The sequence below is a fragment of the Pseudomonas caricapapayae genome (genome assembly GCF_001400735.1).
Taxonomy (GTDB): Bacteria; Pseudomonadota; Gammaproteobacteria; order Pseudomonadales; family Pseudomonadaceae; genus Aquipseudomonas; species Aquipseudomonas caricapapayae.
Map to the genome: position 1 here is coordinate 80,811 of NZ_LJPW01000008.1, position 23,917 is coordinate 104,727.

General features: G+C 59.3%; 24 protein-coding genes. 11 read left to right on the top strand and 13 right to left on the bottom strand.

Annotation, left to right across the window (positions count from 1 at the left end):
- Nucleotides 1-78: 78 nt before the first annotated feature.
- Nucleotides 79-849: a YdcF family protein gene (locus tag ALO80_RS01520; RefSeq protein ID WP_055007679.1), complete on the top strand. Its 771-nt coding sequence runs from the start codon at nucleotides 79-81 to the stop codon at nucleotides 847-849.
- 48 nt (nucleotides 850-897) lie between these two features.
- Here ALO80_RS01520 and lnt read toward each other — a convergent pair whose 3' ends face one another.
- The 5 genes from lnt to miaB form a co-directional block, all read right to left on the bottom strand.
- Nucleotides 898-2,418, bottom strand: coding sequence for an apolipoprotein N-acyltransferase (lnt, locus tag ALO80_RS01525; protein ID WP_055007680.1), 1,521 nt, complete (start codon nucleotides 2,416-2,418; stop codon nucleotides 898-900).
- A 28-nt stretch (nucleotides 2,419-2,446) separates the two neighbouring features.
- Nucleotides 2,447-3,289, bottom strand: coding sequence for an HlyC/CorC family transporter (locus ALO80_RS01530; RefSeq protein ID WP_054986544.1), 843 nt, complete (start codon nucleotides 3,287-3,289; stop codon nucleotides 2,447-2,449).
- A gap of 5 nt (nucleotides 3,290-3,294) precedes the next feature.
- A complete protein-coding gene (gene ybeY, locus ALO80_RS01535; RefSeq protein ID WP_054986543.1) occupies nucleotides 3,295-3,795 on the bottom strand; it encodes an rRNA maturation RNase YbeY in 501 nt (166 codons plus the stop codon).
- Nucleotides 3,788-4,810, bottom strand: coding sequence for a PhoH family protein (locus tag ALO80_RS01540; RefSeq protein WP_054986542.1), 1,023 nt, complete (start codon nucleotides 4,808-4,810; stop codon nucleotides 3,788-3,790). The genes ybeY and ALO80_RS01540 overlap by 8 nt, the downstream gene beginning before the upstream one ends.
- A 175-nt stretch (nucleotides 4,811-4,985) precedes the next feature.
- A complete protein-coding gene (gene miaB, locus ALO80_RS01545) occupies nucleotides 4,986-6,314 on the bottom strand; it encodes a tRNA (N6-isopentenyl adenosine(37)-C2)-methylthiotransferase MiaB (RefSeq protein ID WP_055007681.1) in 1,329 nt (442 codons plus the stop codon).
- 130 nt (nucleotides 6,315-6,444) lie between these two features.
- Between miaB and ALO80_RS01550 the strand changes: the two genes are divergently transcribed.
- Nucleotides 6,445-6,771, top strand: a complete 327-nt coding sequence (locus tag ALO80_RS01550) for a DUF1820 family protein (RefSeq protein WP_054986540.1) — start codon at nucleotides 6,445-6,447, stop codon at nucleotides 6,769-6,771.
- A gap of 33 nt (nucleotides 6,772-6,804) precedes the next feature.
- Here ALO80_RS01550 and ALO80_RS01555 read toward each other — a convergent pair whose 3' ends face one another.
- The 4 genes from ALO80_RS01555 to ALO80_RS01570 all read right to left on the bottom strand — a co-directional run bounded on the left by ALO80_RS01555 (nucleotide 6,805) and on the right by ALO80_RS01570 (nucleotide 10,578).
- Nucleotides 6,805-7,353 (bottom strand): tetratricopeptide repeat protein, encoded by a 549-nt coding sequence (locus ALO80_RS01555; RefSeq protein ID WP_055004739.1) that lies wholly within the window; start codon nucleotides 7,351-7,353, stop codon nucleotides 6,805-6,807.
- A 294-nt stretch (nucleotides 7,354-7,647) separates the two neighbouring features.
- Nucleotides 7,648-8,931: a glutamate-1-semialdehyde 2,1-aminomutase gene (gene hemL, locus ALO80_RS01560; RefSeq protein WP_054986538.1), complete on the bottom strand. Its 1,284-nt coding sequence runs from the start codon at nucleotides 8,929-8,931 to the stop codon at nucleotides 7,648-7,650.
- A gap of 209 nt (nucleotides 8,932-9,140) precedes the next feature.
- Nucleotides 9,141-9,758, bottom strand: a complete 618-nt coding sequence (gene thiE / locus ALO80_RS01565; RefSeq protein ID WP_054986537.1) for a thiamine phosphate synthase — start codon at nucleotides 9,756-9,758, stop codon at nucleotides 9,141-9,143.
- 22 nt (nucleotides 9,759-9,780) lie between these two features.
- Nucleotides 9,781-10,578 carry a hydroxymethylpyrimidine/phosphomethylpyrimidine kinase gene (locus ALO80_RS01570; RefSeq protein ID WP_055007682.1) on the bottom strand — a complete coding sequence of 266 codons (798 nt, stop codon included), beginning with the start codon at nucleotides 10,576-10,578 and terminating at the stop codon, nucleotides 9,781-9,783.
- A gap of 371 nt (nucleotides 10,579-10,949) precedes the next feature.
- Between ALO80_RS01570 and ALO80_RS01575 the strand changes: the two genes are divergently transcribed.
- The 4 genes from ALO80_RS01575 (at nucleotide 10,950) to ALO80_RS01590 (ending at nucleotide 16,941) form a co-directional block, all read left to right on the top strand.
- Entirely contained in the window at nucleotides 10,950-12,944 is a 1,995-nt protein-coding gene (locus ALO80_RS01575) for a sensor histidine kinase (protein ID WP_055007683.1), read from the top strand.
- A 119-nt stretch (nucleotides 12,945-13,063) separates the two neighbouring features.
- Entirely contained in the window at nucleotides 13,064-14,713 is a 1,650-nt protein-coding gene (locus ALO80_RS01580; RefSeq protein WP_055007684.1) for an acyl-CoA dehydrogenase family protein, read from the top strand.
- Nucleotides 14,714-14,765: 52 nt separating this feature from the next.
- Nucleotides 14,766-16,229: an AMP nucleosidase gene (gene amn / locus ALO80_RS01585; RefSeq protein WP_055007685.1), complete on the top strand. Its 1,464-nt coding sequence runs from the start codon at nucleotides 14,766-14,768 to the stop codon at nucleotides 16,227-16,229.
- 79 nt (nucleotides 16,230-16,308) lie between these two features.
- Nucleotides 16,309-16,941, top strand: coding sequence for a pseudouridine synthase (locus ALO80_RS01590; RefSeq protein ID WP_054986532.1), 633 nt, complete (start codon nucleotides 16,309-16,311; stop codon nucleotides 16,939-16,941).
- A 12-nt stretch (nucleotides 16,942-16,953) separates the two neighbouring features.
- Here ALO80_RS01590 and ALO80_RS01595 read toward each other — a convergent pair whose 3' ends face one another.
- Nucleotides 16,954-17,433 (bottom strand): Lrp/AsnC family transcriptional regulator, encoded by a 480-nt coding sequence (locus tag ALO80_RS01595; protein ID WP_002555305.1) that lies wholly within the window; start codon nucleotides 17,431-17,433, stop codon nucleotides 16,954-16,956.
- Between the two features lie 348 nt (nucleotides 17,434-17,781).
- Entirely contained in the window at nucleotides 17,782-18,273 is a 492-nt protein-coding gene (locus ALO80_RS32220) for a hypothetical protein (RefSeq protein WP_310886600.1), read from the bottom strand.
- Nucleotides 18,274-18,363: 90 nt separating this feature from the next.
- On the opposite strand from ALO80_RS32220, the gene ALO80_RS32225 reads away from it, so the two are divergent.
- Nucleotides 18,364-18,993: a DUF6515 family protein gene (locus ALO80_RS32225; RefSeq protein ID WP_328586924.1), complete on the top strand. Its 630-nt coding sequence runs from the start codon at nucleotides 18,364-18,366 to the stop codon at nucleotides 18,991-18,993.
- A 6-nt stretch (nucleotides 18,994-18,999) separates the two neighbouring features.
- On the opposite strand, the gene ALO80_RS01605 is transcribed toward ALO80_RS32225, so the two are convergent.
- Nucleotides 19,000-19,893, bottom strand: a complete 894-nt coding sequence (locus tag ALO80_RS01605) for a cation diffusion facilitator family transporter (RefSeq protein ID WP_055007686.1) — start codon at nucleotides 19,891-19,893, stop codon at nucleotides 19,000-19,002.
- Nucleotides 19,894-19,918: 25 nt separating this feature from the next.
- Nucleotides 19,919-20,338: a hypothetical protein gene (locus ALO80_RS01610; RefSeq protein ID WP_055007687.1), complete on the bottom strand. Its 420-nt coding sequence runs from the start codon at nucleotides 20,336-20,338 to the stop codon at nucleotides 19,919-19,921.
- 273 nt (nucleotides 20,339-20,611) lie between these two features.
- Here ALO80_RS01610 and ALO80_RS01615 point away from each other — a divergent pair, with 273 nt between their 5' ends.
- From ALO80_RS01615 to ALO80_RS01630, 4 genes are all read left to right on the top strand, one after another.
- A complete protein-coding gene (locus ALO80_RS01615; protein WP_055007688.1) occupies nucleotides 20,612-21,538 on the top strand; it encodes a Gfo/Idh/MocA family protein in 927 nt (308 codons plus the stop codon).
- A 74-nt stretch (nucleotides 21,539-21,612) separates the two neighbouring features.
- Complete coding sequence (locus ALO80_RS01620; protein ID WP_055007689.1) at nucleotides 21,613-22,581, top strand: alpha/beta hydrolase; 969 nt, start codon at nucleotides 21,613-21,615, stop codon at nucleotides 22,579-22,581.
- Between the two features lie 233 nt (nucleotides 22,582-22,814).
- Nucleotides 22,815-23,207, top strand: coding sequence for a CesT family type III secretion system chaperone (locus ALO80_RS01625; RefSeq protein WP_055007730.1), 393 nt, complete (start codon nucleotides 22,815-22,817; stop codon nucleotides 23,205-23,207).
- A 70-nt stretch (nucleotides 23,208-23,277) separates the two neighbouring features.
- A complete protein-coding gene (locus ALO80_RS01630; protein ID WP_055007690.1) occupies nucleotides 23,278-23,892 on the top strand; it encodes an AvrPphF family type III effector in 615 nt (204 codons plus the stop codon).
- The last annotated feature ends 25 nt before the right edge of the window (nucleotides 23,893-23,917 follow it).

Here is a 23,917-nt window from a genome sequence, read left to right on the forward strand (position 1 = left end):
CTGCTGCGCACATTGTCCAGGAACATTGTCGTCTGACTTCAAACATTCTAGGCTGCGGACATCCATGGAGATGTTCCGATGCCTTTGCGTTACCTGCTCAAAACCCTCCTTTTGCCGCCCGGCATTCTATTCGTCCTGCTGATTCTTGGCTGGTGGTTGCGTCGATCCTCCCCACGCCTGGCGACGGTATGTTTTGCCATCGGTCTGGGCGGCCTGTGGCTTATGAGCCTGCCAGTGGCCGTGGAGTATGCTGCTCGTAAAATGGAGCAGGTCCCGCCCTTGCCGCAGCAGCAGTGGGAGACGCTGGCGCAGCAGGCTGACGCGATTGTGGTGCTGGGCAACGGGCGTGAGCGCAATTCTCCGACCTGGGGCGCAGACACCCCGACCGGCCTGGGCCTGGAACGACTGCGTCTGGCGGCACGGTTGTCGAAGGCGTCCGGGCTGCCCATACTGACGAGCGGTGGTTTGCACTTTGATCAGCTGCCCAGCGAGGCGTCGATCATGGCGCAGTCGCTGCAGGATGATTTTGGTGTGACAGTGCGCTGGCAGGAAGGGCGAAGCCGTACCACGTGGGAAAACGCGACAATGACCGCTGCGGTTCTGCAATCGCAAGGCATCAAGCGCGTGGTGCTGGTCACCCAGGCCTGGCATATGCCAAGAGCACGCTGGAGTTTCGAGCAGGCGGGCTTCACCGTGGTAAGTGCGCCGGTCGGCTTCCTTGGCGTCGATAACGCCCGGCCTTTTGGCGGCTGGCTGCCGGAAAGCCGGGTGTTCACGCAGAGCGGTGTGTTGCTTAACGAAGCGGCAGGCTTGCTGATTTATCCGTGGATCTATCCGGAAAGCCGCTGATTCTGGTGCCGGTCCCGCCTGGCTGCGGGCGAAACCGGCTTCCTGCAATCAGACGGTCTTGGAAATCCGTGCAGCCATCAATGCCCAGCCGAACAGCAGCAGGCAGACAATCGCCAGTGGCCACGAACGCCAGCGCAGGTAAGGTGTGAGTTCTTGCATCGGAACCACTTCGCCATACAGCACGCCGCGTTCGAACTGCGGAATCTGTACGGTAATTCTGCCGAACGGATCGATCAGCGCAGTCACGCCATTGTTGGTTGCCCGGATCATCCAGCGGCCGGCTTCCAGAGCGCGCATCTGCGCCATCTGCAAGTGTTGCAGTGGACCAATCGAGGTGCCGAACCAGGTATCGTTGCTGACCGTCAGTAACAGGTCGCTTTGCGCCGACAGGCCTGCGGCGAACTCCGGATAGACGACTTCGTAGCAGATGAACGGTGCAATGTGATAACCCTTGGCCTGCAACAGTGCCTGATCGTTCGGGCCGCGCGCGAAGTCCGACATCGGCAGGTCGAAAAACGAGATCAGCCCGCGTAACAGGTCCTGCAGCGGTACGTACTCACCGAACGGAACGAGCTTTTGCTTGTAGTAGGTGCCATCGCCCTGACCGGTAACCGTAATGCCATTGTAGTAGCGATACTCGCCGCGCCCGGTCGGCTCACGCACCGGCACGCCCGTGATCAGTGCAGCGCCGCGGTCCGACGCAAACTTGCCCATCATCGACAGATAACCTTCTGCGCTTTCCTTGAGCACTGGTACGGCGGTTTCCGGCCAGACGATCAGGTCCGCCTGCTGCGAACGGAAGGTCATGTCACGATACAGTGCAAGCTGATCGTTGAGCTTTTGCGGGTCCCATTTCATGCTCTGTTCGATGTTGCCTTGCATCGCCGCGACTTTCAGCGGCGCGCCGGACGGTGAGGTCCAGGCATGATCCTTGAGCGCCAGGCCTGCAATCCAGGGGGCCAGCAACAACAGCACGCCCATGGCCAGAAACGATTTGCGTGCCCGCAAGCGGTGCAGGTTGCACAGCAGTGCAGCAGTCAGGCCCAGCGAAAACGAGATCAGCCATACGCCACCGACGGGTGCGAGCCCGGCAAGCGGTCCGTCAAGCTGGCTGTAGCCGGAATACAGCCACGGAAAGCCGGTAAGGAACCAGCCGCGAAACGCCTCCTGCCAGAGCCATAGCGCCGCAAACGCCAGCGCGTCGGCCAGCGGTGCCTCATTGCGACGAAGCCAGCGCGCCCAGACCCAGGCGGGCAGGGCGAAGAACAGCGCGATAGCCGCGATGAACAGCAGCATCAGCAGCCCGGCCAGCAGCGCAGAAGCACCGCCGTAGGTATGGATACTGACGTAGATCCAGCTGGTGCCAGCGCCATACAGGCCGAACCCGTAGCACCAGCCGCGGGCCAGTGCCTGGCGCGGGCTGAGCTCGCGCAGCCCCAGATAAAACATCGCCACCGCCACCAGCACCAGAGGCCAGAGGTCGAAGGGTGCCAGGGCGAGGGTCGTGAGCCCGCCAGCCGCCAGGGCCAGCAGGTTACCGGGCCAGCCGGGGCGGGTTATCCAGCGCATGTAGATTCCTTAAAGCAGCATCAAGTGTTTACGGACGTGAAATGGGGGTCACGCGCAGCAAATGAATGCGGCGGCTGTCAGCGCTCAGGATGCGGAAACGATAGGCACCGATTTCGGTGATTTCGTTACGCTTGGGCAGATGGCCAAAGGCATTCATCACCAGGCCGCCCACGGTATCGAACTCGTCATCGGAGAACGCACTGTCGAAGAATTCGTTGAAGTTCTCGACCGGGGTGAGGGCCTTGACCAGGAAGTCACCGCTGGGCAGCGGTTTGATGTAGCTGTCTTCCTCGACATCATGCTCATCTTCGATATCGCCGACGATCTGTTCCAGCACGTCTTCGATGGTCACCAGACCTGCCACGCCGCCGTATTCGTCAATGACGATGGCCATGTGGTTGTGGTTGGCGCGAAACTCGCGCAGCAGCACGTTGAGGCGTTTGGATTCGGGCACGAACGTGGCCGGACGCAGCAGTTTCTTGACATCGTCGGTGTCGCCGTCGGCCTTGAGGATCAGCGGCAGCAGATCCTTGGCCAGTAGCACGCCGAGCACGTCATCGTGGCTCTCGCCGATCACCGGGTAGCGTGAATGCGCAGCATCGATGACCGCAGGCAGGAATTCACGCGGTGTCTGGGTCGCCTTGATGCTGATCATCTGCGAGCGCGGCACCATGATGTCGCGCACTTGCAGGTCAGCCACCTGAATGGCTCCCTCGACGATGGCCAGCGCTTCGCTGTCCAGCAGTTTGTTCTGGTGGGCTTCGCGCAGCAGCTCAAGCAGCTCCTGGCGGTTTTTCGGCTCATGGACAAAGGCCTGGGTCAGTTTACCCAACCATGACTTTTGCCCGTTGCTCGATCGGTCTTCGCTCATAGCCCTTACTCGTGGTCCTTGCTTGGTGTGTCTGAATGGGGAAGGTCGGCACTTTCGTCGTCGGCATAAGGATCGGGGTAACCCAGCTCCTCAAGCAACGTTCGTTCCAGTGCTTCCATTTCTTCGGCTTCTTCATCATCGATGTGGTCGTAACCCAGCAGATGAAGGCAGCCATGAATGACCATGTGTGCCCAGTGTGCGTCGACGGGCTTGCCCTGTTCAGCGGCTTCGCGGTTGACAACCGGAACGCAGATGACCAGATCGCCCAGCAACGGGATGTCCAGCATGTCGTCTGGAACATCCGCCGGGAATGAAAGCACATTGGTTGCGTAATTCTTGTGTCGCCAGGTGTGATTGAGCTCACGCCCTTCGGCTTCGTCGACAAGACGGATAGTCAGCTCGGAATCGGCACTGCGCTGGCGCAGGCCCAGTTCACACCAAAGGCGGAACCGGGCTTCGCTGGGGGCGTCTGTTTTGCTTGCAATCTGCAGGTCCAGCTCAAGCATCGCGGTTCTTGTCCCGTGGGTAACTGTTGTTGCCCGACGGGCCATCGCTGAGGCGGTCGTCGAAGCGCTCGTAGGCCTCGACAATGCGCTGTACCAGCGGGTGGCGCACCACGTCCTTGGGTTTGAAGTGCGTGAAGCTGATGCCCGGCACGTCCTTGAGCACATCGATGACATGCGTCAGGCCCGAGCGCGTGCCTTTGGGCAGGTCGACCTGAGTGATGTCGCCAGTGATCACGGCGGTGGAGCCGAAGCCGATTCGGGTCAGAAACATTTTCATCTGCTCGACGGTGGTGTTCTGACTTTCGTCGAGAATGATGAAGCTGTTATTAAGGGTGCGTCCGCGCATGTAAGCCAGCGGTGCCACTTCAATGACCTGCTTCTCGATCAGCTTGGCGACGTATTCGAAACCGAGCATCTCGTACAGCGCGTCATACAGCGGGCGCAGGTACGGGTCGATCTTCTGCGCCAGATCACCGGGCAGGAAACCGAGCTTCTCGCCTGCCTCGACGGCCGGGCGCACCAGCAGGATGCGACGAATCTGCTCGCGCTCCAGTGCATCCACTGCGCAGGCGACCGCCAGGTATGTCTTGCCAGTACCCGCCGGGCCGATGCCGAAGTTGATGTCGTTGCTGAGGACTTCCTTGACGTAACGCTGCTGATTCAGGCCGCGCGGGCGAATCATGCCCTTTTTCGTGCGCAGCGACACGCCGACTTCGGCGGCAGGGTGGTTGTCCAGGCCGTCCACGCCTGATTCCTGAAGGAACAGGTGAACCATGTCCGGCGTCAGCTCGGTACCTTTGGTTTCCCGGTACAGACGACGCAGAAGATTCTCGGCGGAGTGATTTTGTTTTGAGTCGCCAATAAGCTCGAACTGATTGCCGCGGTTGCGGATCTCGATGTCCAGGCGTTGTTCGATCAGGCGCAAATGCTCGTCGAGTTGCCCGCACAGATTGGCGAAACGATGGGCCTCGAAAGGCTCGAGGGTGAAGCGATGAGGTTCTATGGGTGCGTTCAAGGTCGTTAATGGCCGTCCGGCGGCAATTGAGATGTATTGAAGAATACCCCTGGCGGTGGTTGTGCGAAAGCTTTGCCTCGTTAAAGGCTGCGTCAGGGGTTCACCGTGCTCAATGGTAGGGACCGCGCAGAACCGAATTCATTCGGCGATTCGTTTCTGCGGCGACGCTCAAGATTTACTGTAGCAGCGAGCCACGCAATGAGTGAGGCTGCGCATCGTCGATATGTACGTCGGCAAACTGCCCGATCAATTTGGGATTGTTGCAGCGGAAATTGACAATCCGGTTGTTCTCGGTGCGGCCCTGCAGTTCGCCGGGGTCTTTCTTCGAATAATCGGTCACCAGGATGCGCTGAACACTGCCCACCATCTGGCGGCTGATCTCGAAACCCTGCTGGTTCAGGCGATGCTGAAGCGCAGCCAGGCGCTCTTTTTTCAGGGCTTCCGGAGTGTCGTCCTTCAGGTCTGCGGCAGGCGTACCCGGGCGCGGGCTGTAGACGAACGAGAACGAGAAGTCGAAGCCCACGTCTTTAATCAGCTTCATGGTGTTGTCGAAATCTTTTTCGGTTTCGCCGGGGAAGCCAACGATAAAGTCCGAGCTGATGCTGATCCCCGGTACCGCTGCCCTGAGTTTGCGCAAGCGAGACTTGTATTCCAGCGTGGTGTGGTTGCGTTTCATGGCCGCCAGAATGCGGTCAGAGCCCGACTGAACCGGCAAATGCAGGTGTTTGACCAGTTCCGGGACTTCCGCGTGGGCCTGAATAAGGCTGTCTGAAAACTCCAGCGGGTGCGAAGTGGTATAGCGAATACGGTCTATGCCATCGACCGCGGCAACCACTCTGATCAGATCTGCCAGATCGGCAACCCGGCCGTCGTGGGTGGTGCCCCGATAGCCATTGACGTTCTGACCCAGCAAGGTGACTTCGCGCACGCCGTTTTCGGCCAGGTGGATGACTTCGCTCAGCACGTCGTCGAACGGGCGGCTGACTTCTTCGCCACGCGTATAGGGCACCACGCAGAACGTGCAATATTTGCTGCAGCCTTCCATCACCGACACATAAGCGCTCGGGCCATCGACGCGCGGCTCGGGCAAATGGTCGAATTTTTCGATTTCGGGGAACGAGACATCGACCTGCGGCAGGCGGGTGACACGTGCGGCGTCGATCATTTCCGGCAGGCGGTGCAGGGTCTGCGGGCCGAATACCACGTCCACGTACGGTGCGCGGTCACGAATGGCTGCGCCTTCCTGACTGGCCACGCAGCCGCCGACGGCGATCACCATCTCGGGGTTGGCCAGCTTCAGCTCACGCCAGCGGCCGAGCTGGGAATACACCCGGTCCTGGGCGCGCTCGCGAATCGAGCAGGTATTGAGCAGGATCACGTCGGCGTCTTCCGCACGAGCGGTGACTTCCAGAGCCTGATGTTCGCCCAGCAGGTCGACCATTCGCGAGCTGTCGTACTCGTTCATCTGGCAACCGTGGGTTTCGATATAAAGCTTCTTGGCCATGCGTGATCATCAACCGATTCAGTGAACCGAGCATTATAAGGATGAAGCGCTCCGGTTCCTAGCGTTGGCTGTCTGATGGACATGCTATAGTCCGTGCCCCTTTTTCATCTCTGATCGTTACCCGCCCGTTATGACCAAACGCGAAGCTCCAATCTACAAGGTGATTTTCCTCAACCAGGGACAGGTGTTCGAGATGTACGCCAAGCAGATCTATCAAAGTGATCTGTGGGGCTTTCTGGAAGTTGAAGAATTCGTCTTCGGCGAACGCACGACGGTTGTAGTGGACCCGAGCGAAGAGAAGCTCAAGGCCCAGTTCGAAGGCGTAGTGCGCAGCTTCGTGCCGATGCATTCGATCGTGCGCATCGATGAGGTCGAGCGTATAGGCACGCCGAAGATCAGCGAAGCACGCGGTTCCAGCAACGTGATGCCGTTCCCCATGCCGATGCCGGAAAAGTAAGCCTGAATCGCGTTTGCCCTGAGGTGTTCCCGATCAGGGCAGCGGAGAGAAAGGACTGCGACCTTCAGCGGTCTGCAGTTCAAGCAGGTATTTGCGGAAGATCTGCCCCAACACCTGGGTGGCAACTTCAAGCTCGTCGCGCTGCATCTTTGCCGAGACCTCGTCGGCAGCGTCCAGCGCGTCTTCCGAACCATTGACCGCAGCCATCTTCAGTACGATATACGCCTGAATGTTATTGGCCTGCACCCCTTCGCCACGGCTGAACATCAAGCCCAGTTGGTACTGCGCCTGGGCATGGCCCTGCAATGAGGCCTGCTCGAAGTAATTCAGCGCCTGCGGCAAATCGCGAGGTGCATTTCTGCCCTCGTAATAGAACTCACCCAACTCGTACTGCGCCTGCGCATCCCCACCCTTGGCAGCCTGCTGGCAGGCTTCGAGCGCAGCGGGCAGGTTCTCTGGCTGGGTATTGAGGGTGCAACGACCCATCGCCGGGATTAACAACGAGTTGCCGCCGGCAGTCGCCAGCAGGGGATAGACAAGCAACAGGCAGCCCAATACAAGGGTGCGGCCGGTGCGGTTCATGGGAGTCGACTTACCTCTGAAAAGGTGCGGGCATGCCCGACCAGCTAAACGTGCTGGCTGCGCATTATGAAATAAGCAGAGCCAACCTTACAAAGTCTTTACGGATTTTCTGCTGCACGGCTTGAAAACGCCCTTCTTTACGGGAGCATTACCCGAAACAAAACTTCCAGTGGCCTGTATCTGCAGCGTTCGCACTGCATTGTAGAAGCAAAATACGGACTTAACGTTCCGTTTCATTCACAGACATCACTTGCGCCGGTTCAATGACACCTTGCGCAAGTGAGTCTGACGAGCTTATTTCAGCGCAGCAAACGCTTTTTCTGCGGCATCCAGTGTCAGTTTCAATTCGGCTTCGCCGTGGGCGATGGAAGTGAAGCCAGCTTCGAATGCGCTCGGCGCGAGGTATACGCCGCCCTCCAGCATCAGGTGGAAGAAACGCTTGAAGCGCTCGGCATCGCTGGTCATCACGTCTTCGAATGTCACGATTTCAGGTGCTTCGCTGAAGTACAGGCCGAACATGCCGCCCGCCTGGGTGGTCACGAACGCAATACCCGCAGCGTCGGCCCGTTGTTGCAGGCCTTCGAGCAGGCGACGGGTGTAGTCGCTCAGTTCATCATGGAAGCCCGGGCGGCTGATCAGACGCAGGGTGGTCAGGCCGGCAGCCATCGCCAGCGGGTTACCCGACAGGGTGCCCGCCTGATAGACCGGGCCGAGCGGCGCGATGTGCGACATGATTTCGCGCTTGCCGCCAAAGCAGCCAACCGGCATGCCGCCGCCGATGATCTTGCCAAAGGTGCTCAGGTCGGGCTTCACATCGTAGTAAGCCTGTGCACCGCCAAGGGCTACGCGAAAACCGGTCATCACTTCGTCGAAAATCAGCACCACGCCATGTTCGTCGCACAGGGCCCGCAGCCCTTGCAGGTAGCCAGGCGCAGGCGGGACACAATTCATGTTGCCGGCCACCGGCTCGACGATGATGCATGCCACTTCCTGACCCACTTCGGCCAGCAGGTCACGCACTGCGTCGAGGTTGTTGAAAGGCACGGTGAGTGTGTGTTTCGCAAACGCCGCCGGTACGCCGGGCGAGCTGGGCACGCCCAGCGTGAGTGCGCCGGAGCCGGCCTTGACCAGCAGGCTGTCGGAGTGGCCGTGGTAGCAACCTTCGAATTTGATGATGCTGTCGCGGCCGGTGAAGCCTCGGGCCAGACGGATCGCGCTCATGGTCGCTTCGGTGCCCGAGCTGACCATGCGGACCATTTCCATGGACGGTACCAGTTCGCAGACCAGATCGGCCATTTGGGTTTCCATGGCGGTCGGGGCACCATATGAAAGACCGTGTTCGAGCTGGCTGCGCACGGCGTCGAGCACTTCAGGGTGGCTGTGGCCAAGAATCATCGGCCCCCATGAACCGACGTAATCTACATAGCGCTTGTCGTCTTCATCAGTCACGTAAGCGCCCGCAGCGTGCTTGAAGAACAACGGCGTACCACCGACGCTCTTGAAAGCGCGAACCGGCGAATTGACACCACCGGGAATGTGTTTTTGGGCGTTGGCGAACAGTGTTTCGGAACGGGACATGATCGGGTCTCTGCTTTGAAACGGGGAATTCGTGTCTACGCTGGGGTCAGCCGAGGCGGGCAGCTTTATACCAGGCTGCTTTGTTGGGTGGCATGAGCCAGAGCAGGCGCAGGAACCCGCACTATATCAAATGCTGCACGGCTGCGGATGAGGACCCACGGACTTGCTCGCAGGCGGATTGACCGTCATCGGCGATCTGCGTGGCTGCTCTACAGCAATGCCGTAAACGCTTTCGCCCTGCGGGTCACTTCCTGCGCGGTTTCAGCGCCGAACAGGCCGTGTACCACGGCCAGCAGATCAGCGCCGTGCTCCACCAACTGCGGGGCGTTTTCCAGAGTGACGCCGCCGATCACCGCAATCGGCAAGTGAACCCTGGCGCGAACCTGGGCGATCAGGTCCAGCGGCACTGCGGGCGCGCCGGGCTTTGTCAGGGAGTTGAAAAATCTGCCAAACGCTACATAGGTTGCGCCGTCAGCCTTGGCCTGCTCCGCCAGCGCCAGGCTGCCGTGACAGGTGGCACCGACAATCGCCTTGTGCCCCAGCAGGGCGCGGGCATCGGGCAATGAACCGTCGGTCTGCCCAAGATGCACACCTACGCCCAGACGCGCCGCCAGTTCGGCGTCATCGTTGATGATCAGCCGCGTCTTGTAGCGTTCACAGAGTTTGAGCAGTTCGGTGGCTTCGCGCAGACGACGGGACTCGTCGCTGGTTTTGTCGCGGTATTGCAGCAGCGTCACGCCGCCATCCAGCGCAGCTTCGACATAGGAAAGAAATTTGCCGGACAGCAACTGGCTGTCGGTAATGGCATACAGGCCACGTAGTTTCATGAATCGAGCCTCATGCGAAGTGTTACGAGCAAAAATCCAGCGGCAGCCGACGAGGCACAAATTGCCCCCGGCCCAGCTGTTCGGCATCCCTCAGTGTTCGCCAGGTGTAATCCAGCGCCGACTTTACAGCGCTGACCCGTTCCTCCCCCTGGGCAATACGCCCGGCCAGTGCGCTGGCCAGCGTGCAGCCTGAACCGTGGTAGCTACCGGGTAAGCGTTCGCACACAAAGGTATGGGTCTGACCGCCGCGCACATACAGGCGATTATGGATTTGTTGTTCATCACCATGACCGCCAGTGATCAGCAGGTATTCACAAAACGGCAGTAGCTTGTCGGCGCATTCGTCCGCAGTACCCTCAGGCAGTTCCGCCAGAATGCGTGCTTCCGGAAGATTGGGGGTCGCAATGGTGGACAGTGGCAGCAGGCGTTCGCGCATGGCGTAGCCGACTTCATCCTTGCCCAGCCTTCCGCCACCGCCGGCACGCAATACCGGGTCACAGACCATTGGCAAATGCGGGTGAGCAAGGAGCAGGTCGACCACCGTATCGACCATTTCAAGCGAACCCAGCATGCCGAGCTTGACGGCTGCTACGCTCGAATCATTGAGGACTGCGTTGGCTTGTGCCATCACCCATTCGCGATCCAGCACGCGGAAATCCCTGACATTCACAGTGTCTTGCACAGTGAGCGCGGTAATGACCGGAGCGGCGTGGCAGCCTTGGGCGAGCAGGGCTTCTATATCGGCCTGCATACCGGCACCGCCACTAGGGTCGTGGCCGGAGAGGCAAAGGACAACGGGGCGGGAGCTATAGATATTCATGGTGCGCGAGCTTATCACTAAACCTTTCGCGGGCCGCTCGGGGTGCCGGGTTTTTCTTGTTGATGAGGTGCAATCGGCGACTCCCGCAGGCCCGACGGAACTGCAAAAAAATCTCATGTTTGTCCTGAAACGACCGATATAGAGCTATTGCCTTGATTTTTATCGCGATACTGTCTTTAAGCTATTAGCGGCTATGCTTGTGTGGTCAGACCGATTACCGACGGTCTGCATCGGTTTTCATACCGATGCCTGCCGGTGTATCTCCACGTTCAATGGTCTGTTTGAATCATTAGCCTGTTTCAAGGACAGAAATTTGCGGGGCGTCGTCATCAATGGATGGATTGAACGCGACGACCTACCTTGGGGCTTCAATGCGCTATCTGTTGATCATTCTGGCTCTTTGGCTGCCGTTGCAGGGTCATGCAGTCGAGTTTGATGAAAACACTCGTTTTCTGCCGTTGGGCCGTGCCATTCAGGTGTTCGAAGACCCGACCGGCGAGGCGACCATTGAAAGCGTCAGCTCCGCAGCCGGGGCCAGCGCCTTTCGGCCTGTGCCTGCCGGAACCTTCAATGCCGGTTATTCCCGCTCCGCGTTCTGGCTGAAAGTCGAGCTTGCCTACCGTCCCGTCGATGCCGACATCCATAACGACTGGCTGCTGGAACTGGCCTATCCGCCGATGGATCACGTTGATTTCTATGCGCCGGATGCCGATGGGCAACCCACACTGGCCTGGCAGACCGGCGACATGCTGCCGTTCTCCAGCCGCCAGTTCGCTCAGAACAACTACCTTTTCCAGCTGGATCTGCCGCCGGGCCAGACGCGAACCCTGTACATGCGCCTACGCAGCGAGGGGTCGGTCCAGGCACCGCTCAATCTCTGGTCTACGCACGCCTATCTCGAAGCGCAGCCGACCAAGGTGTATGTCTTCGGTCTGATCTACGGTGTTTTGCTGGGCATGCTGGTCTATAACCTGTTCATCTACCTCAGCGTTCGCGAGGTGGATTACCTGTATTACCTGCTGTATGTCGCCTCGTTCGGGCTTTACCAGATGTCGATCAATGGCGTCGCCATCGAATACCTGTGGCCCGACAGTCCTTGGTGGGCAAATGCGTCGACCCCCTTCCTGATGTCCCTGGCCACATTGTTTGCGTGCCAGTTCTCGCGCAGCTTTCTGGGCACGGCGCAGTTGGGGCGCTGGCTTGATCGCTTGTTGCTGATGATCATAGGCGCTGCGGTGCTGGTGATGAGCATGGCCCTGTTTCTGGGATACGGACCCGCGTTGCGGGCAGCCACTCAACTGGTCATGGCCGGAGCATTGACGATATACCTGGCGGGCATTGTCGCGGTCATGAAAGGCGAGCGGGTGGGGCGCTATTTCGTGCTGGCCTGGTCGGTTTTCATGGTCAGCGGGCTGATCTTCGGGCTGATGCTGCTTGGCTATCTGCCCAACACGTTCCTGACCATGTACGCCTCGCACATCGGCACGGTACTGGAAATGGCGTTCCTTTCCATGGCACTCGCCGACCGCATCAACCATGCCCGTTGCCAACAGGCGCGAACGCTGCTGGCAGCGGGTCAGGACCTGGAGCGTCTCAACCAGCAACTGGCCAACAGCAACCGGCTGAAGGATGAGTTCCTGGCCACGCTTACCCATGAGCTGCGCACGCCGATGAACGGCGTGATCGGGTCGCTGGAGGTGATGCAGACGCTCGACATGGACGACGAAGTGGAGATGTATCAGCAGACAGCCACCAGCTCCGCGCGGGACATGATGAGCATGATCAACGGCATTCTGACCCTTACCGAGCTGCAGGCCGGTGTGCTGTATGCCGACTGCGACGTTTTTTCGCCTGAGGATCTGGCGGAGAGGTTGCGCGAGCGCTTCAGCGGTGCGGCTCAGTCAAAGGGGTTGATCCTGACGTTTGATCTGGACGATAAGCTCCCGCCAGGCTTGCGTGGCGACGTCGGCAAGCTCTACCAGTGCATCGAGTGTCTGATGGACAATGCGATCAAATTCACGCGCAAGGGCGCAGTGCAAGTGCGCTTCAGCGGTCATCCACAGGACCTGGAGCGCATGTACCTGCGAGTGGAGGTGATGGACAGCGGTATTGGTTTCAGCCGGTTGGACGAAGCCCAGTTGTATCAACACTTCTTTCAGGTGGATGGCTCCATGACCCGCGAATACGGTGGATTGGGCATCGGTCTGGCGATCTGCCGGAAACTGGTTGAGTTGCAGGGTGGCGAGCTGAGTCATCGTTCCGAGCCAGGCAAGGGCAGCTGCTTTACGCTGAGCGTTCCGATGCTGATGGTCGTTCCGGGCGCCGTGCGCAAGGCCCCGCAACTCAAGGCCCAGTGGGGTATATAGGCCGCCTCTGCAAAGCGGCACGAGCAAAAGGCACCGACATTTCGGCGGCTACGACACTTTTGCAAGTGCCGGGTGCATGATTCACTGTCTACACGTTGCGCGTGCATGCAGGATGACTCATGAACCTGAATCAGTTTGCCGAAACCCACGAAGTCACCAATCAACCTCCGCCTCTGGACGGGGTAAACCTCTACCGCATCGATGTACCGCTCCAGGAATGGAGCCAGCGATTCGGTGCGGGCTGGGCGCAGCCGCGCATAGATGCCTACGGCGCACTGGCAGGCGGACCGTTGATGGAGGCGGGCTTTCTGGCCAACCAGAACAAGCCGGTGTTTGCCAGCCATGACCGCTACGGACACCGCATCGATCTGGTCGAGTTTCACCCGGCGTATCACCAACTGATGAACACGGCCATCGAGCATGGCATTGCGTCGCTGCCCTGGACCGATCCCCAGCCCGGCGCTCATGTGGCGCGTGCGGCCATGAGTTATCTGCATACGCAGGCAGAGCCCGGCAGCGGTTGTCCGCTGACCATGACCTTCGCCAGCGTTCCTGCACTCAGGCTACAGCCGGATCTGGCTGAAATCTGGCTGCCGAAAGTGCTGTCTACGCATTACGATCCGCGCAATGTGGGCGTTGCGCACAAGCGCGGCGTGACCATCGGCATGGCCATGACCGAAAAGCAGGGCGGCACCGACGTGCGCGCCAATACCACACGCGCGGTCCCGGTGGGCGCAGGCGGCCCCGGACGGGCGTATGAGCTGGTCGGGCACAAGTGGTTCTGCTCGGCACCGATGTGCGACGCGTTCCTGACCCTGGCGCAGACCGAAAAAGGGCTCAGCTGTTTTCTGCTGCCGCGCCATCGGCCTGACGATACCCGCAACGAGTTCTACATCCAGCGGCTGAAGAACAAGCTCGGCAACTGGTCCAATGCGTCGAGTGAAGTCGAGTTTCGTGGCGCGCTGGCGTGGATGGTCGGTGAAGAGGGGCGCGGCGTGCCGACCATCATCGAAATGGTCGGCATGACCCGTTTCGACTGCATGATCGGCTCCAGCGCCTTGATGCGTCAGGCGCTGACGCAGGCTACGCATCATTGCGCGCACCGGTCGGTCGGTGGCCGGTTGCTGGCCGAGCAGCCGTTGATGCAGAACGTCCTGGCTGACCTGGCGCTGGAAAGCGAAGCCGCGCTGGCCCTGACCCTGCGCATGGGGCGTGCGCTGGATCATCTGGATGATGACCACGAGAGACGTTTCGTGCGGCTGGTCACGGCGGTGGGCAAATACTGGATCTGCAAGCGCGCCCCGGCCATGATCAATGAAGCCGCCGAGTGCCTGGGCGGTGCCGGCTATGTCGAGGACAGCATCCTGCCTCGGCTGTACCGCGAGGCACCGGTCAATTCCACATGGGAAGGCTCCGGCAACGTGCAATGCCTGGACGTGCTGCGGACTCTGTCAAAAGAGCCCGGCGCGCTCGATGCGCTGTTCGACGAACTGGGTGACGGGCACGGTGATCGGCATCTGGCAGCGCATATCGCCAGGTTGAAAAGTGCGTTTCAGGACACCCGCGACATTCAGTACCGCGCCCGACAACTGACCGAGGACATCGCTGTCGCCTTGCAGGGCAAGCTGTTGCTGGAAGCGGGCAATGCCGCGGTCAGCGATGGTTTCATTGCAGGGCGGATAGCCTCTGGCGGGCGCGTGTATGGCGCATTGCCGCAGGGTGTCGATGTCGAAACATTGTTGCTCAGGGCCTCACCACAGGTGGCATGAGCACGCGAACCCGTTACGATGCACGTCTGCAAGATCAGACAGGACATGAATCGTGACCCAAGCCTTTGTTGTTGTCGACACCGCCGAGCAGGCCGTAGAGCGGCTCGCCGAGCTGCATGAACGTGCGACCAGCGCGCTGAGTCAGGCGCTCAAGCGCTATCTGAAAGACCGCGTCGAGCCCACTGCCGAGGAGCGTGCGCAGTTTCGTTACCCTCAACTGCGTCTGGTGTACAAGTGCCACGGTGAAGTGCCGTTGACCACCCGCGCCTACGCCAAGGTCCAGTTGCCCGGCACCTACAGCGTTACCGTCACGCAGCCGAAAGCGTTCAAAAAGTACCTGCTGGAGCAACTGGTCCCGCTGATGAGCGATTTCACCGTGACGGTTGAAGTCGGCATCAGCGAGCAGAACATCCCTTATCCCTACGTGGTCGAGCAGGGCGACGAGCTGGCCGGCACCGGCGTGACTGCTGCGGCGCTGGCGCGGGTGTTCCCGAGCACCGACCTGTCGGCTGCGACCGATGGCATCGCCGACGGCCTGTACGACTGGGCCAATGTCGATCCGCTGCCACTGGCGTTGTTCGATGCCGCGCGGGTGGATTTCTCGCTGCGCCGCCTGGTGCATTACACCGGCAGCGACTGGCGTCATGTGCAACCGTGGATTCTGCTGACCAACTACCATCGTTACGTTGACCAGTTCATCCTGCATGGCCTGGAAAAACTCCGTGAAGACCCGCGTTTCGTGCGCATGGTCCTGCCGGGCAATGTGGTGGTCGACAAGAGCATGAGCCTTGACGAGGCCCAGGCCATCGTTGCCAGTGTGGTCTGGCACCGCTATCAGATGCCGGCTTACCACCTGATCGCCGAAGATGGTCATGGCGTAACGCTGGTCAACATCGGCGTCGGCCCGTCCAATGCCAAGAACATCACGGACCACCTGGCGGTACTGCGTCCGCATTGCTGGCTGATGATCGGTCACTGCGGTGGCTTGCGTCAGTCGCAGACCATAGGCGACTACGTACTGGCGCACGCCTACATGCGCCGCGACGGGATTCTCGACCGAGTGCTGCCACCGCACATCCCGATCCCCGCCTTGGCCGAAGTGCAACTGGCCTTGCAGGAGTCGGCGGCGCAGATTACCGGCGAACGCGGCGAAGAGCTCAAGAAGCGTCTGCGCACCGGTACGGTTCTGACCTACGACGACCGTAACTGGGAATTGCGCTGGGCGCAGGAGCGACCGCTGATCAATCTGTCGCGCGCCGTGGCAGTCGACATGGAAAGTGGCACCATCGCCGCTCAGGGTTATCGCTTGCGCGTGCCTTATGGCACCTTGCTTTGCGTGTCCGACAAACCGTTGCACAGCGAAATCAAACTGCCGGGTTCGGCCAATGCGTTCTACGAACGTGCGGTCAGTCAGCACTTGAAGATCGGCATCGCCGCGCTGGACCTGCTGCGTACCGAGTTGAACTCGCTGCACTCACGCAAACTGCGCAGCTTCGATGAGCCGCCGTTCCGTTGATGGCCTGCCGTTAATAGATTGGTATTTGCACGAAGGGCCACTAAAGTGGCCCTTTCTGTTTTCCGATTGCCGAATTCTCATGTCCCGCATTCAACGCCCTGTTTCCCGCCGTCCCGTTTCCAACCCGGCCGGTGCTGGCCGGCGTGTCGCCAAAGCGCCACCGGCCGAGCCTAAGCTGTTTCTGTTCAATAAGCCGTTTGACGTGTTGACCCAGTTCAGTGACGAGGGAGGTCGCGCAACGCTCAAGGACTTCATCAAGATCCCCGGTATCTATCCGGCCGGACGCCTGGACCGCGACAGCGAAGGCTTGTTACTGCTGACCAACGATGGCCAGTTGCAGGCGCGCATTGCCGATCCGAAACACAAGCTGGCCAAGACCTACTGGGTACAGGTCGAGGGCGAGCCGACGGATGAACAACTGCAGCAGTTGCGCGACGGTGTCCAGCTCAACGACGGTCCGACCTTGCCCGCCGAAGCGCGGCAATTGCAAGAGCCGCAGCTCTGGCCACGCAATCCTCCCGTGCGCTTTCGCAAGAGCGTGCCGACAAGCTGGCTGGAACTGGTGATCAAGGAAGGGCGTAATCGGCAGGTGCGGCGCATGACGGCTGCCGTCGGGTTGCCAACCCTGCGGCTGGTGCGGGTCAGGATTGGCGACTGGACGCTGGAAGGCCTGGATCAGGGCCAATACCGGGAAGTCGCCGCAAAACTGTGAGGCCTAACCGACTCAGTTGCGCAGATGGGTCAGCGGCATTTCAGTGCTGGCCAGCACCTGGTTGAGCACAAAGCTCGACTTGACGCTGGTCACGCCTTCGATCCGGGTCAGGTGGCCCAGCAGCAGTTTCTGGTAGTGATCCATGTCCGGCACCACCACTTTCAGTTGATAGTCCGCGTCCATACCGGTCACCAGACTGCATTCCAGGACCTGAGGCAGGTTGCGGATTTGCTGTTCGAAGTTCTCGAAGCGTTCGGGCGTGTGCCGGTCCATGCCGATCAGCACGTAGGCGGTCAGGTTCAGGCCCAGTTTCTTGCGATCCAGCAGGGCAACCTGACGCACGATATAACCGTCGTCCTCGAGTTGCTTGACCCGGCGCGAGCAGGGAGATGGCGATAGACCAATGCGTTCGGCCAATTCCTGGTTGGATATGCGTGCGTCCCGTTGCAATTCAGCCAAAATGCTCAGGTCGTATCTGTCGAGCTTGCTCACGATGCACCCCTTTATCAATTCAATTGCGCTGGATTATTCATCTGAAGTCAAAAATTGCGCAAGTAATGTTTTAATCCGCAATATTAGCAATCCTCTGCCTTAGCCTCAGGCCTATTCTTTTAACCAGAATCACTGCCCGGACACAGCGTCCAGCGCGACCCGCCGAATCAGGCCAGTCGCGGCCTCCCATCCAACAGGGTGGGCCAGGCCCCCGGGCTACATACTGTCCAGAAGACGGCATGAGGTGAGCCAGCGTCAAAAGCGTTGCGCCAGGACGAAGTATCTCAAGGGGGCCATCTGGCCCCCTTTTCTTTGTCTGCTGATAAAGTGCGCAGAACGGCGCTACGCTTAAACAGTCTTAATGACGTCAACCTGCGCTCTAGTGAGGAAAGCATGAAATCTGGCATCTGGCAGTTTGCGGGTGTAAGTCTGTTGTGTCTGAGCATCAGCGCTCACGCACTGGCCGACGAACGTGACGATTCGCCGCGCAATCCGCTTTACGGCAGCCCCGGCGATAACGGGCAACAACGTCAGCAGCAACAGCAGCGTGCTCAAGAGCAGAACAATCAGCAGCGTCAGATTCAACAGCAGCAGAATCAGCAGCGCCAGGTCGAGCGTCAGCAGCAACAACAGATCAACCAGCAGCAGATCAATCAGCAACGCCAGATTCAGGAACAGCAGAACCAGCAGCGTCAGGTCGAGCGTCAACAACAGCAGCAGATCCAGCAACAGCAGATTCAACAGCGCAACGTCGAGCGCCAGCAGCAACAGCAGATCGACCAGCAACAAAGGGATCAGCAGCGCCAGATTCAGCAGCAGCAAAACCAGCAGCGTCAGCAGTTACGCCAGGCTCAGGACAACCTGCCGATCCAGAGTGGCCCGAGGGAGGCCTGGCAAACCCAGCAGCCGCGTCAGGGCTATTATCAAGACATCCCGCGCGGCAATAACCGCAATTGGCAGGCTGGTAATGGCCGCCCCAATGACCGCTGGGAAGGGCGCCCCGACGGCCGTGGCAATGGCTGGGGACCAGGCCCGCAATATCGGCCTGGCTATGCGATAGACCGTGTACCGGGTGGCTATTCGCGAATTCCCTATCGTGGTCAGGATTATTACTACTCGGGTGGCTACTGGTATCGCCCGCAAGGCCCACGCTATGTGGTGGTGACACCGCCTTATGGCGTTCGGGTCAGCAGGCTGCCGTCCTATTCTCAGGAAGTATGGATCGGTAGCAGTCTGCTGTTTCTGGCGGCGGGTACTTATTACGCTTATCAGCCCGACAGTCAGGACTACGTAGTAGTCAATCCGCCGCAGAACGAGGCGGTGTACCAGCAGGCCCCGGCTGAACAGCAGAGCAATGGTTACGATCCGGTTGCCTACCCTGCCAATGGCCAGAGCCCGCAACAGGTCGAGCTGGACCATTACCAGTGCTACCGTCAGGCCGCAGATCAGAGCGGTTTCGATCCGGCCAATGTCTCCGGCCAGCCACCGCCTGAACGGGTGGATGCCTATGGTCGCTTGATGGGCGACTGTCTGGCCGGGCGTGGCTACAGCGTAAATTGACGCTGATCAGGCGTCAGCCTGCCTGACCACTTCCTGAGGGTCGGCGTGCACCAGCACTTCGGCCTTCGGGAATTGTGCGTGAATGGCGTCGGCGACCTGATCGCAAAGCGCATGGGCGACTGACAGGGTCAGCGCCCCTGGCAATTCCAGATGCAGCTGCACGAACCAGCGATTACCCGAAATTCGTGTACGCAGGTCATGCGCCCCAAGTACCCCCGGCACCTCGCACGCCAGTGCCAGCATGCGGGTGCTGACATCGGCGGGAAGCTCTTCATCCATCAAGATCGACACTGTTTCGCGGGCGATCTGCAACGCGCTCCATAAAATGTAAAGCGCGATACCCAGACCAAAATAGGCGTCCAGTTGCTGCCAGCCGAAAAACGCCAGGGTCAGCGCCACCAGAATACTGGCGTTAAGCAGCAGGTCCGAACGGTAGTGCAATGAATCGGCGCGGATGGCCGCCGAGCCTGTCGCCTTGATCACCCGGTATTGCAGGGTGAGCAGCGCCAGGGTCAGTGCGATGGAAACCACCATCACGACCATCCCCAGCAATGGCGCGCCCAACGGTTCCGGATTCTGAATGCGCTCGACTGCCTGAACCGCGATCAGCACGCCGCTGACGGTGATGAACAAGGCCTGTGCCATGCCCGACAGTGCTTCCGCCTTGCCATGACCATAGCGATGATCATCATCGGCAGGACGTAGCGCGTAATGCACCGCCAGCAGGTTGAGAAACGAGGCTGCGCCGTCAAGCAACGAATCGGTCAGACCGGCCAGCAGGCTCACCGAGCCGCTCAGCCACCAGGCCACACCCTTGGCCAGAATCAGCGTCACGGCAACCGCCAGCGAGGCCCGCGTCGCCAGACGCAGCAGTCGGGTATGTTCGGCAGTGGTGCTCATGACGCTTCCTTGAACCGTGTCCATATCAGGCTGCCGGGACCAGCCCCAGTGCTGACAGTTGTTCCACACTGCCTTTGTGCTGGATCAGGCGCGGGTCGTTCAACGGCAGGGAACGACCCAGCTCGGTTTCAATGATGGCTTGCAGCTTGGTGTTGTCGACGCTGCCATCAGCCTTGAGCGCTTTTTGCAGCTTTTGCGGATCAATCTGCGCGTGCTCGCCGGGAGCGTAATAAATCGCGCCCGTCGCGAAGTCCACTGCAAACGCAATGACGCCGGGAACGATATAGAACAGCAGGGCAAACGCATCCAGCGCGGCAATGGCCGGATCAACCTTGCCATCAATCTGGCCACGACGGTCAGGGTAGAAAATACTGCCGCAGGCGGAAATCTGGGTCAGCAACGTGGCGACCAGAACGCCACCGATCAAGCGAGAAGGAATGCGCATGGAAAGCTCCTGAGATGAAGAGGGCAACTATACAAGGCAATGGCTGCAAGGCTAAGACTATTGAGTGATGGGGTGGTTCTGCGTTCGTGAAGTTAAACCAAACGGGATGCAGAGCACTCTGAGCTGCAGAATCGCAGGGGGGGAGCGGGCGCTGAAGATTATCGAATGTGAGATCGGCAGGAAAACAGCTCCATCGCCAATGCCTCTTACCGATCACGATTAACATCTGGTTTACTGTGCCGCACGATAACTACAAAAACTCAGGAGTCATGTATGCAACCGATTCGTCTCGGTCTGGTGGGCTACGGCAAGATTGCCCAGGATCAGCACGTTCCCGCGATCCACGCCAATCCCGCGTTTGAGCTGGTGGCCGTGGCTACGCAAGGGCAGCCGTGCGCCGGGGTAGAGAATTTCAAATCCCTTGGCGAACTGCTTGCGAGCGGGCTGAAGGTCGATGCGATTGCGTTCTGTACGCCCCCGCAAGGTCGGTTTGCCCTGGTGCAAGAGGCGTTGGCGGCTGGTAAACACGTGCTGGTCGAGAAACCGCCGTGTGCGACGCTTGGTGAGGCGATGGCGTTGGTGGAGCAAGTGTCGGAGCAGGGCGTCAGCGGTCTGTTCGCTTGGCATTCGCGCTACGCGCAGGGTATCGAAGCGGCGCGTGACTGGCTGTCTACCCGCACCTTGCAAAGCGTTCGGATCGACTGGAAAGAAGACGTGCGCAAGTGGCATCCAGGCCAGGCGTGGATCTGGCAGCCCGGTGGCCTTGGTGTCTTCGATCCGGGCATCAATGCCTTGTCGATCGTCACCCATCTGCTGCCACGGCCATTGTTTGTCGAGTCTGCCGAGTTGCGCGTGCCGAGCAATTGCCAGTCACCTATTGCCGCGTCGATCAAAATGTCCGACACGCGCCAACTGGACATCCGCGCCGAGTTCGATTTCGACCATGGCCACGATGAACTCTGGAGCATCGAGATTCGCTGCGCCGAAGGCACCTTGCGCCTGGACAACGGTGGCGCACTATTGAGTATCGACGGTGTGCGTCAGGCTGTATCAGAGGAGGGCGAGTACGCAGCGGTGTATCGGCACTTTCAGCAACTGATCGGTGGCAACGCCAGCGACCTGGACTTGCAACCGCTACGGCTGGTCGCAGACAGTTTTTTTGTCGGCAGTCGAGCGTCTGTTGAACCGTTCCATGACTAATAGTCTCTCAGGTATCAGGTGGGACGAGCGCTTTGCCGTCCCCCGCATACGTCGGCCTGACAAGAGAGCAGAAATTGGACATTGAAAAGCGTTGGCCTGCCAGTGAACAAGAGTTGGTGGAAGTACGACGGTTCAATAAAACCCTCGCACGGATGCCGCGTTTCCAGATCCGCAACCGCATTACACCCCGGCTGATTCAGGCTTTATTGCGCGCCGCTCAGATTGGCAGCGCTTTCAAGCCGGGAGGGCATGGCCTTCGCATCGAGAAAAGAACGGTCAGCCCGGATAACGTGCCTGTACCTGTGCGCATCATCAGGCCCAGAGGCAAACCCAAGGGCGTGGTGTTCGACATCCACGGTGGCGGATGGGTGATCGGCAACGCTCAGATGAACGATGACCTCAACGTCGGAATGGTTAACGCCTGCAACGTGGCGGTCGTTTCGGTCGATTACCGACTTGCGGTATCGACTCCCATTGAAGGCCTGATGGAGGATTGTTTTTCTGCCGCTTGCTGGCTTTTGGGGGACTGCGAAGAGTTTGCCGGTCTTCCCGTTATCGTCGTTGGCGAATCGGCCGGTGGGCATCTCGCTGCCGCGACCCTGTTGAAGCTGAAAACCAGACCTGAGTTGCTTGGGCGTGTAGCGGGCACGGTCCTGTACTACGGCGTTTACGACCTGACGGGGACGAAAAGTGTCCGTACGGCTGGACCTGACACGCTCGTCCTGGACGGGCCGGGCATGGTCGGCGCCATGCGTTCGCTTACCCCCGACAGAAGCGACGACAAACGTCGCGAGCCGCCACTGTCACCCTTGTATGGCGATTTGACCGGCCTTCCGCCCGCACTGATGTTCGTCGGAGAGATCGACCCACTGCTGGATGACACACTGCAAATGGCCGAGCGCTGGGCCAACTTGGCAGAGGTCGAAATGCACCTCATGCCCGAGTCGCCGCATGGCTTCATCCACTTCCCGACTGCGTTGGCGCGCAAGGCTCTGGCGCGCAGCCGCGAGTGGATCAATGATCGGATCGAGGCGGTGGGTTAGGCGAATAGCCCGGCCCCGCACCGGGGCCACACTGAACGCTATCGTTTCGAACCTGCCAGGCATTCCTTGCCGTGGCTTTAATGGCATGGAGCCTCTTTCACCCACGCATGGCCCTAATGGAACGCTCTGTTGCCCGACGGCGAGATCGGGAAGGTTCCGTGGCAGCAGAAGATCATGGAACCAGACGGTTGTTTTTGACCACGCAATGCTGTGATTTCTACGCGGACGCTCTAGTGAAAAACGCATTTGACCTTTTAATTGACCGGCTGGCGAAAGATTACAAGATGCCTGAGCTGCCTGTTAATCAACACGAGCATGAAGTTTATTGTTTTGACTTCAAGGAAGTGTCGATAAAAATTTATCAGGATGCCTTCAAGTGGGTGTATTTCTTATCCGATATTGGGGTTGTCGACACCCTGGACAGCCACGCTTGCCAGCGCCTCCTGAGGCTTAACGAATTCAACCTCAGCACACCATTTTTTACCGTAGGCCTGACGGAAAGAAATGGCGGAGTCGTGCACACTCGAATCCCTTTGCTTAATCTTGATAGCGTAGAAATGCGCCGCGTTGTCGAAGCGTTATTGAATGTGTCGGGCGAAGTAAAAAAAACCTTTGGGTTTGTCTGATAGCCCGGTCTGAACAGCCATTGATTCTGGCTTGGAACGTTGTATCTCAATCCATCTGGAGAACGTTTAAATGGGCAATCTCTGCAGTTCGGGGGGCGTCGGTCGAACCTACAGCCCTCCGGCAAGTCCCGTGTATGGATCGGGCGGAAGTTCACCCTCGCGGTTCGTTGGGCAATACACGCTGACCTCCATTCGCCAATTGTCCAGCCAAGAGAGGGAGAATTTTCTCGACGCGCATGATCCTGTGAGGGTTTACGACTTGAACCGGGAAACATCAGTTTATCGCACGACCCCGAGAGAATTCGTGTGCAATGGATATGCAGCCGGGAACCCAAATTCAGGTGCTATCATCGCACTTCATGAAGAATTACAAGAAAGCCCCTATGCCCAGCATATTGGAGCGAGGCCTGATCAGGCGGATGCCTACAGGCCTCGGATAGCACATGCATCCTCGTTGAATACGCCGTCCTTGAATGTCATGACAGGTCCGGGCGCGCTCGGAGCTCTCAGGCGTTACGCACGTTCCGATCATGTAACCACTGAAATGAGGCTGGGCGACTTTCTGGATCAAGGAGGCAAGGTGTACAGTGACAACTCTGCGATGAGCGCAGGGGGTGACAGGGTAGAGGCGCTGATTGTGACATTGCCTGAAGGTCGTACGGTGCCGGTCAATATCCTCGATTAGTGCATTTTCATTTTCCCGTCAGGCC